Source organism: Rhodopseudomonas rhenobacensis (assembly GCF_014203125.1).
GTDB classification, from domain to species: domain Bacteria; phylum Pseudomonadota; class Alphaproteobacteria; order Rhizobiales; family Xanthobacteraceae; genus Rhodopseudomonas_A; species Rhodopseudomonas_A rhenobacensis.
Genome location: NZ_JACHIH010000005.1, coordinates 1 through 15307 on the forward strand (window position 1 = coordinate 1; position 15307 = coordinate 15307).

Consider the following 15307-nt stretch of genomic DNA (forward strand, 5'->3'; position numbering starts at 1 on the left):
GTCTTCGAAGCACTCCGCAAATCGATCCATCGGCTGCTCCATCCGAATCGGGAGCCTCCTTCAGAATCAATTTCCCTCCGCTTCGCAACAGCTTACAAATTCCCACATGCGATTCCCCTGGGCGGCCATCGGTTGGTCCATCTGCGCTTCGTGCTCGCCGACATCCGCCGCGAGGCCGATGGCCGCAGCTATCACGCCTTGGTGCGGTTTCGCGCCGTCACCGAACCCACCACCTGATCGGAGAGAGTTTCATGGGCGCGCAAAAGGGCAAGGACCTGCTGTTGAAGATTCATGACGGCGCGGGCTTCGTCGCCGTCGCCGGACTACGCAGCCGCAAGATCGCGTTCAACGCCGAATTGGTCGACATCACCCATGCGGAATCGGTCGACCGTTGGCGCGAATTGCTGGCCGGCGCCGGGGTGCGCCGCGCCGCGATCTCCGGCCGCGGGCTGTTCAAGGACGCCGCCTCCGACGCTTTGGTGCGGCAGGCGTTCTTCGACGGCGCGATCAAGCCGTGCCAGGTGGTGGTGCCGGATTTCGGCATCATCGAAGGCGCGTTTCAGATCGCCAGCCTGGAATTCGCCGGCGAGCACAACGGCGAGGTGACGTTCGATGTGGCGCTGGAATCGGCCGGCGCGTTGACGTTCGCGGCGGTGTGAGGCTGGACCTCTCTGGAGGGGAAAGAAAGGAATTTCCATGCCCAACAAATATCGCGGCGAGATCGAGGCCGAGCTCGGCGGCCGGCGCCGCACGCTGGTGCTGACGCTGGGCGCGCTGGCCGAACTCGAAGCCGCGTTCGGCGCCGCCGATCTGGTTGCGCTGGCGGAACGGTTCGGCGCAGGCCGCCTCAGCGCGCGCGACCTGGTGCGGATCATCGGCGCGGGTCTGCGCGGCGCCGGCGAGCCGATCAGCGATGACGAGGTCGCGGCGATGACGGCAGAGCGCGGCGCCGCCGGCTTCGTGCGGATCGCCGCCGAACTGATCGCCGCGACCTTCGACGATACGGGCGTCGCCGACGCGGGCACCGCGCGATGACGGCGTTTGCACCAAAGCCGTTTCCCTGGGCCGAGGCGATGCGGTTCGGCTTCGGCGTGCTGCGTCTGGCGCCGCGGGAGTTCTGGGCGATGACGCCGCGCGAATTGGCCCACGCCATCGTCGCGGTGCGCGGCGTGGCGGCCGCGCCGCTCGACCGCGCAACGCTCGACGCGTTGCTGCGGCGATTTCCGGATCGCGTCGATGCTTCGGGAGAGCGAGCATGACCGACACCACCGACACCACTCTGCTCGACACCGCGACCGAGCTCGACAGTCTGGACCTGAAGACCCGCGAGCTCTCGAGCTCCGCCAACGGCTTCGCGCGGGCGATGACGGCCGCGTTTTCGAGTTCGATCACCGGCGGCAAGCAGTTCGACGAGGTCTTGAAATCGCTGACCTTGCGGATCTCGGATCTCGCGGTGCGGATGGCGTTCAAGCCGCTGGAAGGCGCGCTGTCGAGCGGGTTGCAGAGCCTGATATCCGGATTGACGAGCAGCGGCGCAACCTTGCTGCAAGGCAACGCGCTCGGCGCCGTGAAACCGTTCGCTGCCGGCGGGGTGATCGGGACGCCGAGCTACTTCCCGATGCTGGGCGGCGGCGTCGGGCTCGCCGGCGAGGCCGGCCCCGAAGCGATCATGCCGCTCCAGCGCGGCGCGGACGGCCGGCTCGGCGTCGCCGCCCAGGGCGGCGGCAACAGCATCAATGTGCAGATCGCCACGCCCGACGTCGACAGCTTCCGCCGCTCCGAGAGCTACATCACCGGGCAGATCGCGCGTGCGGTGTCGCGCGGCCAACGCGGGCTGTGAGCGGCGGTCACCCATCATCGCGTGCCCCGGACACGCTGCCCCGCGCCGCGCCAGCGGCGTGACGCAGTGTGAGCCGGGGCCGTCTCGAACACAGCCTCCGTAACGGTCCCGGCTCACGACGCAGCGCCAAGGCGCCACGTCGCGTCCGGGACACGGCGCATGAATTTCCGCGACTGAAGCAGAGCGATCCATGACCGGCTTTCACGAGATCCTGTTTCCGCTCGACGTCGCGCTGAACAGCGCCGGCGGGCCGGAGCGGCGCACCGACATCGTGTCGTTCGGCTCCGGCCGCGAACAGCGCAACGCGCGCTGGGCGCAGTCGCGGCGGCGTTACGACGCCGGCTACGGCGTCAAGACGCTGCAGGCGTTGCAGGCGGTGGTGGCGTTCTTCGAGGAGCGCCGCGGCCAGCTCTACGGCTTTCGCTGGCGCGACCGGCTCGATCATGCCTCAAACGCGCAGGGCGGGGCGCCGTCCCCGCTCGACCAGGGCATCGGCATCGGCGACGGCACCACCGCGGCGTTTCAATTGGTGAAGACTTATGGGGCGGGCTTTGCGCCGTATGCGCGGCCGATCGCAAAGCCGGTGGCGGGCTCGGTGCGGGTGGCGGTCGGCGGCAGCGAACTCGCCGCCGGCGCGTTCAGTTGCGATTCCACCACCGGCCAGGTGCGGTTTCTCGCCGGCCACATTCCGCCGCCGGGCGCTGCTATCACCGCGGGGTTTACGTTCGACGTGCCGGTGCGGTTCGACACCGATTATCTCGAGGTCGATCTGTCGGCGTTCGCCGCCGGCGCGATTCCGAAGATCCCGCTGGTCGAGATCAGGGTGTGAGCTGAAAAACCGTAGGGTGGGCAAAGCGCAGCGTGCCCACCTGACACTGCCGGGCGCTCGTGGTGGGCACGGCGCAAGAGCGCCTTTGCCCACCCTACGAGTTGGCCTTCCAGGGAAGGGTGAAGGAGATCCATATGCGTAGCATCCCCGCGGCCCTGCAGGCCAAGCTCGATAGCGGCGCCACCACGCTGGCGCAGTGCTGGATCGTGACGCGGCGCGACGGCGGCGTGCTCGGCTTCACCGATCACGACCAGGATCTTGTGATCGATGGCGTGGCGTGCCTCGCCGGCACCGGCTTCACCGCCTCGGAAGCCTCGCAGCGCTTCGATCTGTCGGTCGACGGCAGCGAGATTTCCGGCGCGCTCAGCGACGACAGTTTGCGCGAAGCTGACCTCGCCGCCGGGCGCTACGACGCCGCCTCGGTCGCGAGCTACCTGGTCGACTGGTCGGAGCCGGCGCTGCGCGTGCTCACCGCACGCGGCACGCTCGGCGAGGTCAAGCGCGAGGGCGAAGCCTTCACCGCGGAATTGCGCGGGCTGGCCGATCTGTTGTCGCAAGAGAGCGGCCGGCTCTACACCGCGAGTTGCGGCGCCGATCTCGGCGACGCGCGCTGCCGCGTCGATCTGGCGAATCCCGCGTGGCGCGGCGGCGGCGTCGTCACCGCGATCCTCGGCGTGTCGCTGATCGCGGTGTCGGGGCTCGACGGCTTCGCCGATGCGCTGTTCAGCGCCGGGCGATTGAATTGGACCAGCGGCGGCAATGCTGGCACCGGCGTCGAGATCAAGCTGCATCGCAGGCTTGCCGGCGCGGTGCAGCTCAGCCTGTGGCAGGCAGCCGCCGAGCCGATCGCGCTCGGCGACGGCTTCACCGTCACCGCGGGTTGCGACAAGCGTTTCGCGACCTGCCGCGATCGCTTCGGCAACGCGGATAATTTCCGCGGCTTCCCGCAGATCCCCGGCAACGACTTCGTCATCAGCTATCCGGTGGCGGGCTCCGGCGGCAGCACCGACGATATGCCACCACTCATCGGATGACGCTCATGACCTCGACAGCATTGACCCGCGCCGCGATCGTCGCCGAGGCGCGCAGCTGGATCGGCACGCGCTATCGGCATCAGGCCTCCTGCAAGGGCGTCGGCTGCGATTGCTTAGGGCTGGTGCGCGGGGTGTGGCGCGGCTGCCTCGGCGCGGAGCCGGAGACGCCTCCGGCCTACGCACCGGACTGGGCCGAGGCCGGCGGCGAGGACACGCTTGCCGCGGCGGCGCTACGGCATCTCGTGCCGATTCCGCCCGAAGCATTCAGCACCGGCGACGTGCTGCTGTTCCGCTGGCGCGACGACTGCGTCGCCAAGCATCTGGCGATCGCCGGCTCCGCGCACAGCATGATCCACGCCCATGACGGCGCCGCAGTCTGCGAGGTCGCGATCGCGCCGTGGTGGCGGCGGCGACTGGCCTTCGCGTTTTCGTTTCCCGGAGTGAAGTGATGGCCGCACTGGTGCTCTCGATTGCCGGCGGCGCCGTCGGCGCGCTGTTCGGCCCGGTCGGCGCCATCGCCGGGCGGCTCGCCGGCGCGCTGGTCGGCAACGCCGTCGATCGCTCGCTGTTCGGCAGCGACCGCAAGGTCGAAGGGCCGCGGCTCGCCGATCTCGAGGTGATGGCCTCGACCGAAGGCGCGCCGATCCCGCGGGTCTACGGCCGCGCGCGGCTGTCCGGCCAGGTGATCTGGGCCACCGACCTCGAAGAGGTGATCTCCAGCGAAACCAGCTCCGGCGGCAAGGGATCGGGCGGTCAGAGCACGACCACGACCACCTACGCTTACTTCGCCAATTTCGCGGTCGGGCTGTGCGAGGGCGTGATCGGCCGGGTGGGGCGGATCTGGGCCGACGGCAAGCCGCTCGACCTGGCCCAGCTCAGCATCCGGGTGCATCGCGGCACCGAACAGCAGAGCGCCGACGAACTGATCGTCGCCAAGGAAGGCGCCGCCGACGCGCCGGCCTATCGCGGGCTGGCCTATGTGGTGTTCGAGCGGCTGCCGCTGAAGGATTTCGGCAACCGGATTCCGCAATTGTCGTTTGAGATCATCCGGCCGATCGGCGCGCTCGAACAGATGGTGCGCGCGGTGACGCTGATCCCCGGCACCACCGAGTTCGGTTACGAGCCCTCCGCGGTGGTGCGCAGCGTCGGCTTCGGCGCCTCGGCGCAGGAGAATCGCCACGTCAGCCACGCGGTCAGCGACGTCGACGCCGCGCTCGACGATCTGCAGGGCGTCTGCCCCAACCTCGAACGCGTCGCGCTGGTGGTGGCCTGGTTCGGCTCCGACCTGCGCGCCGGACAATGTCTGGTGCGTCCGGCGATCGAGAACGCCAGCAAGGTGACCACCCCGATGCGATGGTCGGTGGACGGCGTAAGCCGCGCCACCGCGCCGGTGGTGTCGCAGGTCAACGGCCGGCCGGCCTATGGCGGCACGCCGTCCGACGACAGCGTGGTGCATCTGATCCGCGAGCTGAAGGCGCGCGGCTTGAAGGTGACGTTCTATCCCTTCGTGATGATGGATATTCCGGCCGGCAATGGCCGGCCCGATCCGTGGAGCGGGGCGGCGTCGCAGCCGCCGTATCCCTGGCGCGGCCGCATCAGCTGCGATCCGGCGCCGGGCCGGCCGGGTTCGCCGCAGGGCACCGCGGCGGCGGCGGCCCAGGTGCAGCAGTTCTTCACCGGCGGGAGCTGGAATTATCGCCGCATGGTGCTGCACTACGCGCAGCTCGCGGTCGCGGCCGGCGGTGTCGATGCGTTCCTGATCGGCTCGGAATTGAAGGCGCTGACCCGGGTGCGCTCCGGCGTCGGCGTCTATCCGGCGGTGCAGGCGCTGGCCTCGCTCGCCGCCGAGGTCAAGGCGATCGTCGGCGGCGCGCTGGTGACCTACGGCGCCGACTGGACCGAATACGGCGCCGACGCGGTGACGGCGGACGCATCCGAGCTGCGGTTTCCGCTCGATCCGTTGTGGGCGCATCCGGCGATCGGCGCGGTCGGCATCGATTACTACGCGCCGCTCTCGGACTGGCGTGACGGCGGCGCGCATCGCGACGCGGCGATCGCGCCGTCGATCTACGATCGCGGCTATCTCGCCGGCAATGTCCGGGCCGGCGAGGGCTACGACTGGTACTACGCCGATGACGCCGCGCGCGCTGCGCAAGCGCGGGCGCCGATCACCGACGGCCGCGGCAAGCCATGGACGTTTCGCGTCAAGGATCTGTGGGCGTGGTGGAGCAATCCGCATTACGAGCGCAGCGGCGGCAGCGAACTCGCGGCGCCGACGGCGTGGGTGCCGCGCAGCAAGCCGATCTGGATCACCGAGGTCGGCTGCCCCGCGGTCGACAAGGGCGCCAACCAGCCGAGCGTGTTTCCCGATCCGAAATCCAGCGAGAATTTCATTCCGTATTTTTCAAGCGGCGAGCGCGACGACCTGATGCAGCGCCGCTATCTGGAAGCGCTGATCTCGGCGTTCGATCCGGCGTTCGGCGCCAGCGACGCGCAAAATCCGCTGTCGCCGGTCTATGGCGGGCGGATGATCGAGGTCTCGGCGATCCATCTGTGGACCTGGGACGCGCGGCCCTATCCGGTGTTTCCGGCGGCCGATGATGTGTGGGGCGATGCCCCGAACTGGTCGACCGGGCACTGGCTGAACGGCCGGCTCGGCGGCGCGCCGCTCGACGCGCTGGTGGCGGCGCAGCTGCGCGACGCCGGGGTTTCCGGCGTCGATAGTTCAGCGTTGCGCGAAATCTGCGACGGCTATGTGGTCGACCGGCCGATGTCGCCGCGGGCGATGATCGAGCCGCTCGCCGCGGCTTATGCGTTCGATGCCCATGCGGCCGCGGGCTTGTTGCGATTTGTGCCGCGCGGCGGGCTGCCGGTGGCCGAATTCGGCGAAGACGATCTGGTGCTGCCGGACAAAGGCGCGCCGAGCCGGCTGACGCGGGCGCAGGAGACCGAGCTGCCGCGCGAAGTGGCGCTCGGCTTCAGCGACGCGCTGGCGGATTATCGGCGCTCCGCGGTGACCTCGCGGCGGCTGGTCGGCGGCGCCAACCGCATTGTGCAATCCGACCTCGCGGTGATCAGCAACGCCGCCGCCGCCAGGCGCCGCGCCGAGATCTTCCTGCAGGATCTGTGGGCCGGGCGGGAGACCGCGCTGTTTGGGCTGGGGCTCGACCGGCTGGCATTGGCACCGGGCGACGTGGTGGCGCTGACGCTCAGCGGCCGCCGCCGGCTGTTCGAGATCGAGGAATTGGTCGATACCATGGCGCGGCAGATCAAGGCGCGCAGCATCGATCCCGAGGTGTTCGCCGCACCGCTGCCGGCGATCTCGCCGCCGCGGCCGAGCATTCCGCCGGCGCTGGGCCCGGTGCTGGCGTTGCCGCTCGAACTGCCGTCGCTCGATAATAAGACTCCGCCGACGCTGATGCGGCTTGCGGTCGCCGCCAATCCGTGGCCGGGATCGGTGACCATCTGGTCGTCGTCCGACGGCACCAGCTTCACGCCAAGTGCAATTGCGGCGGCGCCGTCGACCATCGGCCAGACGCTCGACCCGCTGCCGGCCGCGGCACCGGCGCGCTGGGATCGCGCCGGCCGCTTCCGGGTGCAGCTGGCGCGCGGAACGCTGAGCTCGCTGAGCGACGCCCGCGTGCTGGAAGGCGGCAACGCCGCGGCGCTGCAGACGCCCACCGGCGCGTGGGAGATCGTGCAATTCGCCAACGCCGAATTGGTCGGCGGCAACACCTATCTGCTGTCGCGGCTGTTGCGCGGCCAGCTCGGCAGCGAGCACGCGATCGCCGAGACGCTGCCGGCGGGCGCGGCTTTCGTACTGCTCAACCAGCATCTGGTGCCGATCGCGCGCGGGCTCGATGCGCTCGGCCGGCCGCTGCAGCTGCGGTTGGCGGCGAGCGGCCGCAGCCATGACGACGCGATGGCGGTGGCGCTGACGGCGACGCCGGGCGCCACCGCGTTGCGGCCGCTGGCGCCGGTGCAGCTTCGCGCGGCACGGCAGGCCGATGGCATCCACATCAGCTGGATCCGCCGCACTCGCCTTGACGGCGACGGCTGGAACGACGAGGTGCCGCTCGGCGAGGAGATCGAGGCCTATCGGCTGCAGATTGTGTCCGGCGCGGTGGTGGTGCGCAGCATCGCCTGCAACGCCCCGCAGGCACTCTATGCCAACGCCGACGAGCTCGCCGATTTCGGCGCGGCGCAGACCGCGCTGCACATTCGCGTCGCGCAGCTGTCCAGCACCGTCGGCGCCGGCTTTCCCGCCGAGCGCACGCTCGCCGTGTAAGGGGCCGTGTCCCGGGCGCGATGCGGCACGCAGGGCCGCTTCGCAGAACCGGGACCGTTACATATGCCGAGTTCCGTAACGGCCCCGGCTCTGCAGCGCACCACGCCGCAAACGCGGCGTCGTGCGCTGCGTCCGGGGCACGCCGGATGAACGACCAGCAGTCAGCAGCGAGCGCGAGGAAAAGGCCATGACCGAGACCGCCCATCTGCATCTGCCGCTGATCGAAGCCAGCCAGGCGCAGAAGCACGTCACCCACAACGAGGCGCTGCAGATCCTCGACGCGGTGATCCAGATCGCGGTGCAGGACCGCAATCGCACCACGCCGCCGTCGAGCCCGGCGGAAGGAGTGCGCCACGTCGTTGCGGCCGGCGCCGGCGGCGCCTGGGCCGGGCAGGACCAGGCGATCGCGACCTGGCAGGGCGGCGCCTGGCTGTTCCTCGCGCCGAATGCCGGCTGGTGCGTGTGGTCGGCGGCCGACGCCGCGCTGCTGGCGTTCGACGGCGCCGTCTGGCGCAGCCTGCAGAGCCTCGACAACCTGCCGCATCTCGGCGTCAACACCACCGCCGACGCCAGCAACCGGCTCAGCGTCAAGACCAACACCGCGCTGCTGGCGGCGATCGCCGCCGCCGAGGCCGGCAGCGGCGACGTCCGGCTGCAGCTCTCCAAGGAGAGCGCGGCGCGCACCGCCTCGGTGGTGTTCTCAGACAATTACTCCGGCCGCGCCGAGTTCGGCCTGGTCGGCTCGGATGCATTCAAGCTCAAGGTCTCCGCCGATGGCGCGGCCTGGGTCGAGGCCTTCACCATCGATCCGGCCAGCGGCAATCTGGCGCTGCCGCGCGGCTTGACGCTGTCCGGCGTCGTCGCGCCGCCGCAGCTCGCCGCCAACCAGAACGACTACGCGCCGGCCGGGCTCGCCTCGGCCGCGGTGCTGCAGCTTGCCTCGGACGCCGCGCGCAGCCTCAGCGGCCTCAGCGGCGGCGCCGAGGGCCGCGTCATCGTGCTGATCAATGTCGGCGGCCAGCCGATCACGCTGCTCGACGACGGCGCAGCGTCGGCGGCGGCCAATCGATTTGCGCTCGGCGCGGCGATCGCGATGCTGCCGCGGCAGGCGGTGACGCTGCGCTACGACGGCACCGCGGCGCGCTGGCAGGCGCTGGCCGGCGGCGCGTCCTACGCGCTGTCCTATGGCGCGGCGCAAGCGCTGAGCGCGACGCAGCAGGCACGGGCCCGGGCCAATGCCGGCGTGCCGAACCGCAACTACCTGATCAACCCGAGCGGCGAGATCGCGCAAAGCGCGATCGGCAGCCAAGCCGACGCCAGCTACGATTTCGATCAATGGCTGACGCTGACCCAGGCCGCCGCGGTGAGCGTCAGCAGCGTGGCCGACGCGGAGAACGGCACGCCGTTCATGATGCGGTCGCTGCAGGCCGGCGCCGCGGCGCAGCGGTTCGGACGGCTGCAGTGGCTGGAACGGCTGTTCTGCCGCGAGCTGCGCGGCCAGCCCGTGGTGCTGTCGGCGCGGGTGCGCAGTTCGGTGGCGGCGACGCTGCGCTACGCCATCGTCGAGTGGACCGGCACCCCCGACGCGATCGCCAAGGACGTGGTCAACGATTGGAGCAGCGCCAGCCTGACCGCGGGCGGCTTCTTCACCGCGGCCTATACGACGGTGGTCGGCACCGGCGCCACCGCGCTCGCCGCCAACGTGCTGAGCGACATCGCGCCGCTGACCGGCACGGTGTCGTCGGCGATGAACAATCTCGCGGTGCTGTTCTGGACCGACGCGGCACAGCCGCAGAACGTCACGCTGGATATCGCCAAGGTCAAGCTGGAACGCGGCGGCGTGCCGACGCCGTTCGTGGCGCCGCGCTGGAACGCGGTGCTCGCGGACTGCCTGCGCTACTACGCCAAGACCTATGCGACCGGAGTCGCGCCCGGCACCCCCTATGCGGGCGGCGGGTTGCAGCACGTCGTCGAAGCCGCCAGCAACTACGCCTCGCTGCCGACCTGGCACTTCCCGGTCGAAATGCGCGCCGCGCCGTCGGTGACGCTGTATTCGCAGGCCACCGGCGCCACCGGCCAGATCTTCAATATGACCGCCGTCGCCGACGTCAGCGGCGTGGTGAACGGGATCAGCTCGAAGAGCTGCTCACCCAATGTGAACAATGTGTTGGTGGGAGGGACTAGTGGGTTAATCGCTCATTTAACCGTGAGCGCGAGACTTTGAGACAGGGACGCCCGAAAAGCCATCACTATATGTCGGGTCGGCCGGATCCTCGACAGCCTCGCGACCAGCCGCAGCATTCGGCGGATTTACTACCTTGGAGGATGCGGAGGGGAAGACCCGTCTCAGTAGTCCCGCAAGACTCCGGACGAAGAAGAGGCCCGCCGCCTGCCAATCCAGCGGTCTCATAAAATATCGCTTGAGGGCGAGGCTGGGCTTTTCGATCAAAGTCCAAGACAGCCACGCAATGGAGGCGGCAATCGCGAGAGTTATGAAGACATGGGTCCAAGGCCCAATGCCTTTCACGTGATAGCTGACGAGCAATTGAATGGGCCAGGCATAAATATACAGTCCGTAAGACAGGTCGCCAATTCGTTGCGCCAACGGCAGTGGCGGCGTCAGGTAAGCCAAGCATAGAACGAAGTAACACCACGGAATCGGAGCGATCACATCGAAATAGGGCGCGCCCTGGAACCAAATGAACCAAGCGCCGCACAATGCTGCGACTTTCCAATCCAGAATGATCGAGCTTCTGTAGATCCAAAAGAGGACGCCGACCGCGAAATAAATGCTCACCGACTTCCAAAGCGGCAAATTCAATTGGGTGGGAAGATCGCCAAAATTGAAGTAGCCGACCAACATGACCAATACGACGGACGTCGTCGCCAAGACTTTGTTGGACATCACGTTGAAAGCGGCGACCAAGCCCAACAGGAAATAGGCCCGTACTTCGGAGTTCAGGGTCCACAGAGCCCCGTTCATCACATTAGGAATGCCGTCGACAATGCCGGGCAGGGTCACGGTCTGCTTGTAGAAAATGACGTTGCAGACAAAATACCAGACGGTTTCTGGATGAGTGAGAAAGGCGCGGGCTGGTAATGAAGAATAATTCATCATCAGGAGGATCGTCAGAAGCAGGCTGACGATCAAGGCCGGGAATATCCGAAGAACTCGGGCTGCGGTGAATCCGATCGTGGTGTGGCGGGCCGCGCTGTCTGCAACCAGAAAGCCGCTAATAGCGAAGAACCCAAGTACCCCCAGGCTGCCGAGCCAAGTGGACTTCAAGATTGAGTGGAAGGGGACAGGATAACTTGGAGGATCCAAAACGAAGCTATGGCCGACCAGTACAAAGAGCGAAAAGGTCAATCGCAGAATGTCGAAATTGTTATTTCGGCCCCCGAGACAGTCTGCCAAAATTCTCTGTTTCATAAAGCGGCACCGCACACCCACAAGCCGATTCATCTTGATACGAAAGTGGTGGGTTGTGAAGAGGGCGTGGACGGTAACTACAGATTGTAGTTCGCGTTGTGGCAGGATTGCAACGTATCGCGATCATGTCGCATGTTTGCAGCGGGCTTAAGCTAGATCAAAATCTAGAGGCGGCCACAGACGAACAACAATATCTGGATTTAGGGTGTCAATTTCAGTGAGCTGGTGAACGGAATACGGTCCGTGCCCGTGCGAGAGCGGTATCTGAATGAAGGTCGCCGCCGGCCTTGCTTTCAGACTCACGACGCTGGGAGGCGCTCGCGCAGTAGTTAATCGGAAAGTACCATTGGCCAAGGATGCCGCCTGACTGCCACCACATCCTGCCCCCAGCCGCCTTCCTCGAAGGCGATAATGGAAATGTCCGGAATGGTTTGCAGCTTTTGCATCACCCAGCCGGGTGACGATAGCGACAATCCGAATGTGGGATAATCCTGCGCGTAAGGCAGAAACGCAAAGCCGGTCTTTTTGTACGCATTGTATAGTTGTTTGGTGTCAACCGCGTTGTGGTAAATCGGGTGTTCAGCCTCCGCTAGCAGGGCGGCAATTCTGCCATGAGTGGTGAACACAAGAACCCCTTCCGGCGCCAGCGCGTCGATCGCGATACGCAAGAACCGATCCCATTGCCACTCATCGAAATGCGTGAGGAGTGATCCGCTGAAGATCAGGTCGGCGCCGGGATCGAGTTTGAACGTCAGGTGCGAGTCGGCGGTGACGGGAATGGCCGCGAAAGTTGATTGGACGAAATTCAGGGCAGCTGCATCGAGCTCAACCGCGGTTATCTCGGCTGACGGCCATTCGTGCCGAAACCAACGCGTGACTCGGCCGTATCCGCTGGGGAAATCAACTACTTTCTCAGGGGTTGCGCCTCGCAAAGCGCGCTTGCAGATTTCCAGAGCCGCTCGGCCGACCGAGAAGTATTCGTCCTCCTTGCCCGCTTCGCACATCGTATCGTTCGGCGAGATCGCTTTTGACGGCAAGATTTTCGCCGGTGACGGCTGCTCCATGGGTTCGCTCCCGACTCCGTATCATTAATCGCTATTTCGCAGCTTCGTCGTTGATTGGTTCGCCCCCGCACGTCGGCGGGGGAAGTTCAGATGGTCGGCGGTGTGGTCGCGCCATGCTAGGTGGCGCGGTGGCAACACAGTCGTTTCATGTGACAAGGGAACTCCGAACGCCTCTTTGCAGCTTGGTGGCGTTCGGAGGCAACAGGGATGGTTGCGGATAGCAATTGCGACTGTTACTGGTAGTCAAAAGGCTCTCTGACAGCAAGGTGGATTATGTCATCCGACGATCCGCGTCTGGCCGCGTTCGAGACTTTCTGCAAGACCCTCGGTCAAGACTATCTCACCGACTACCAGTTCATGCTCAAGGCCTACGACCTTGCCGAGCGCCATGGGCTCAGCCTTCTGCCGGTCTCCTATTACAGCCCGGTGGCAACCGTCGCCGAGATCGACGCGGTGGGCGACCAGGAATTGTTCGGCGGCGACTTCGGAATCGGTCTCGATCGGGCGGCGCAATATCGGACGCTGGCGGAACAGGTTCTGCCGTTCGCCACGGAACTGCGCGGCATCCCGGAAAAGGACGCGCGGCAGGGTTCGTTCAGTTGGAAGAACGGCATGTTCCCGGTGCAGGACGCCTGCACCTATTACGGCATCGTTCGGTTCTATAAGCCGCGGCAGGTGTTGGAAGTGGGGTCTGGTTTTTCAACCCTTATCGCGGCGCGGGCCGCGGCGGCGAACGGCCATACTACAGTACGGTGCATTGAGCCGTACCCGACCGATTTTCACAACCGGCATCTGCGCGATCAAGTCGGCTTTTCATTGATCGAGAAAAAGGTGCAGGACGTGCCGCTGGAGGTGTTCTCCGGTCTGGACGCAGGCGACGTGCTGTTCATCGACAGTTCGCATATCGTGCGGCCGGGCAGCGATCTCGAATACCTGGTCTTCCGGGTGCTGCCGGTCTTGAAGGCCGGGGTGATCGTGCACATCCACGACATGTTCATTCCCAAGGGCTACAGCAGGCCATATTATACGGCCTGCAAATGGCACTTTAACGAAAATTACCTGATCGCGGCGCTGCTGGCGGACAATCCTAAATGGGAGGTCCTGATTGCCAACGCGTACTTGGGCGAGGTCGGGCTGATGCTCGATGCCTTGACCCGCGGCGTCTCGCGGGATGAAGACGAGTTCAACTTGCTGCGAGGCTCGGCCGGCGGCTCGAGCTTGTGGCTTCGGAAGCGGCATTGAGCGCGCTTACCCGCTGCCATCGCCGGTCGGAGCCGCCGGCGCCGGACCGGCCAAAGCAGCCCTCGACGTAACTGCGGACAGGCGGCGCCTGCTTGGGCACGGCTTTTCGGCGTGGGCGTCATAGCCTCACCTATCCATGGAGATCACCATGAAGCAATCGTCGTTCGGCGAGGCGTTGACGCGTCTGTGGCCCGACGCGGATCGGCGCGTCGCGGGCCTGCGCGCCGGGATGATCGAGACCGCGCCGCAGGTGTTTGCCAGATACCAGATCGATTCGCCGCTTCTCCTCGCCCATGTGATGGCGCAGATCTCGCACGAGTGCGGCGCCGGCCATGAGGTGGTGGAAAACCTCAACTACACCGCCGGCCGGATGATGCAGGTGTGGCCGTCGCGGTTTCCCTCGATGGCGAGCGCGCAGCCCTACGCGCACCATCCGAAGGCGCTCGCCAACAAGGTCTACAACGGCCGGATGGGCAATGCGGCCGGCTCCGACGACGGCTGGATTTTCCGCGGCCGCGGCGCCGCGCAAACCACCGGGCGCGAGGGCTATGCGCGGCTCGCCAAGCTGACCGGGCTCGACCTCGTCAACCAGCCCGAACTGGTGTTGTCGCCAAGACATTTCCTGGCCTGCGGCGTCGCCGATTTCATCGCTTGCGGCTGTCTGCCGTTCGCCAAGGCCGACGATATCGTCGGCGTCACCAGGCGGCTGAACGGCGGCAGCATCGGCTTGGCGCAGCGCAAGGCCTGGCTGTCGAAATGGAAGGCGGCGCTTGGCAGCGCGCCCCGCGCCGCGGCGAGCATTGCGGTGATCGACGCTCCGCCGCTGGCGCCCGAGCCGCCGCCGCAACCGCGGTCGCCGTCGGCGCCGCAATTGCCGCCGTCGCGCGATCCGGTGCCGGCGGTCACCGCAGCGCCCGCGCAGGAGACCTCCGCCGTCGCACGTCTGGTTGCCGCGCTGGCCGCGGCTTTCAAGAGGAGTTGAGCATGGACTGGAACGATCTCGCCAAACAGGTGATCGCGGCGGGCGCGCCGCTGCTCGGCACTGCGCTCGGCGGCCCGCTCGGCGGCGCCGCGGGAAGCATTCTGGCGCAGGTGCTGGGCTCGGCGGCGCCGACGCCGTCGGCGGTGCAGGCGGCGCTGCCGGCGGCGGATCCGCAAAAGCTCGCCGAGGCCGAAGCGCAATGGGTCGAGATGATCCGCGCCGAGGCCGAAACCCAGCGCACCGCGATCAGTGAGACCCAGGCGACGATCCGCGCCGAGATCGGCAGCGACGACGTCGTGCAGCGCTGGTGGCGGCCGGCCTATGCCTGGGAGCTGACGCTGGAATGCGCCGCGCTGTGGGCGGTGCTGATCCACGAGTTCTGGACCGGCGACGTCGCCACCATCAATGCGCTGGTCGGCGCCACCGCGCTCTTGGTGACCTATTGGGGCTTTCGATTCGGCGTGCTAGGCGTCTATATCGGCGGACGCACCCGCGAAAAGGTCTCGGCCGCCACCGGCCAGGACGTGCCCGGCGTGATCGAGCGGCTGGCGAAGGCGGTGGTGAAGAAAAAGTAATCTTTTCTTCACGGCGTGTTCAT

The 15307-nt window shown here is 66.9% G+C and carries 15 protein-coding genes; 13 read left to right on the forward strand and 2 right to left on the reverse strand.

Annotated elements, in window-relative coordinates; all coding sequences use genetic code 11:
- The 10 genes from gp17 to HNR60_RS06400 form a co-directional block, all read left to right on the forward strand.
- Window positions 1-237 (forward strand): DUF3168 domain-containing protein (gene gp17 / locus HNR60_RS24080; RefSeq protein ID WP_246432837.1); only part of this gene is annotated, 237 nt, incomplete at its 5' end.
- A 14-nt stretch (window positions 238-251) separates the two neighbouring features.
- Window positions 252-659, forward strand: a complete 408-nt coding sequence (locus tag HNR60_RS06360) for a phage major tail protein, TP901-1 family (protein ID WP_184255524.1) — start codon at window positions 252-254, stop codon at window positions 657-659.
- A 37-nt stretch (window positions 660-696) separates the two neighbouring features.
- Complete coding sequence (locus HNR60_RS06365; RefSeq protein ID WP_184255526.1) at window positions 697-1035, forward strand: gene transfer agent family protein; 339 nt, start codon at window positions 697-699, stop codon at window positions 1033-1035.
- Entirely contained in the window at window positions 1032-1259 is a 228-nt protein-coding gene (locus tag HNR60_RS06370; protein ID WP_184255528.1) for a rcc01693 family protein, read from the forward strand. Before HNR60_RS06365 ends, HNR60_RS06370 begins: the two co-directional genes overlap by 4 nt.
- Window positions 1256-1840 carry a phage tail tape measure protein gene (locus HNR60_RS06375; protein WP_184255530.1) on the forward strand — a complete coding sequence of 195 codons (585 nt, stop codon included), beginning with the start codon at window positions 1256-1258 and terminating at the stop codon, window positions 1838-1840. Before HNR60_RS06370 ends, HNR60_RS06375 begins: the two co-directional genes overlap by 4 nt.
- A gap of 190 nt (window positions 1841-2030) precedes the next feature.
- Window positions 2031-2669 (forward strand): DUF2460 domain-containing protein, encoded by a 639-nt coding sequence (locus HNR60_RS06380; RefSeq protein WP_184255532.1) that lies wholly within the window; start codon window positions 2031-2033, stop codon window positions 2667-2669.
- A gap of 134 nt (window positions 2670-2803) precedes the next feature.
- The gene (locus HNR60_RS06385) at window positions 2804-3703 is read left to right on the forward strand and encodes a DUF2163 domain-containing protein (protein WP_184255534.1); all 900 of its coding nucleotides are present in this window, start codon (window positions 2804-2806) and stop codon (window positions 3701-3703) included.
- A 5-nt stretch (window positions 3704-3708) separates the two neighbouring features.
- Window positions 3709-4152, forward strand: coding sequence for a C40 family peptidase (locus HNR60_RS06390; protein ID WP_184255536.1), 444 nt, complete (start codon window positions 3709-3711; stop codon window positions 4150-4152).
- Complete coding sequence (locus HNR60_RS06395; protein WP_184255538.1) at window positions 4152-7991, forward strand: baseplate multidomain protein megatron; 3840 nt, start codon at window positions 4152-4154, stop codon at window positions 7989-7991. Before HNR60_RS06390 ends, HNR60_RS06395 begins: the two co-directional genes overlap by 1 nt.
- 187 nt (window positions 7992-8178) lie before the next feature.
- On the forward strand, window positions 8179-10215 hold the full coding sequence (locus tag HNR60_RS06400; protein WP_184255540.1) for a DUF2793 domain-containing protein: 2037 nt from the start codon (window positions 8179-8181) through the stop codon (window positions 10213-10215).
- Here the strand turns inward: HNR60_RS06400 and HNR60_RS06405 are convergent.
- Both HNR60_RS06405 and HNR60_RS06410 read right to left on the reverse strand, forming a co-directional pair.
- The gene (locus HNR60_RS06405) at window positions 10192-11421 is read right to left on the reverse strand and encodes an acyltransferase family protein (RefSeq protein WP_184255542.1); all 1230 of its coding nucleotides are present in this window, start codon (window positions 11419-11421) and stop codon (window positions 10192-10194) included. The two genes, HNR60_RS06400 and HNR60_RS06405, sit on opposite strands and share 24 nt — an antisense overlap.
- Window positions 11422-11750: 329 nt before the next feature.
- Entirely contained in the window at window positions 11751-12485 is a 735-nt protein-coding gene (locus HNR60_RS06410) for a class I SAM-dependent methyltransferase (RefSeq protein ID WP_184255544.1), read from the reverse strand.
- 273 nt (window positions 12486-12758) lie between these two features.
- On the opposite strand from HNR60_RS06410, the gene HNR60_RS06415 reads away from it, so the two are divergent.
- The 3 genes from HNR60_RS06415 to HNR60_RS06425 all read left to right on the forward strand — a co-directional run bounded on the left by HNR60_RS06415 (window position 12759) and on the right by HNR60_RS06425 (window position 15284).
- The gene (locus HNR60_RS06415) at window positions 12759-13727 is read left to right on the forward strand and encodes a class I SAM-dependent methyltransferase (RefSeq protein ID WP_184255546.1); all 969 of its coding nucleotides are present in this window, start codon (window positions 12759-12761) and stop codon (window positions 13725-13727) included.
- 148 nt (window positions 13728-13875) lie between these two features.
- Entirely contained in the window at window positions 13876-14709 is an 834-nt protein-coding gene (locus HNR60_RS06420; RefSeq protein WP_184255548.1) for a glycoside hydrolase family 19 protein, read from the forward strand.
- A 2-nt stretch (window positions 14710-14711) separates the two neighbouring features.
- Window positions 14712-15284 carry a 3TM-type holin gene (locus HNR60_RS06425; protein WP_184255550.1) on the forward strand — a complete coding sequence of 191 codons (573 nt, stop codon included), beginning with the start codon at window positions 14712-14714 and terminating at the stop codon, window positions 15282-15284.
- The last annotated feature ends 23 nt before the right edge of the window (window positions 15285-15307 follow it).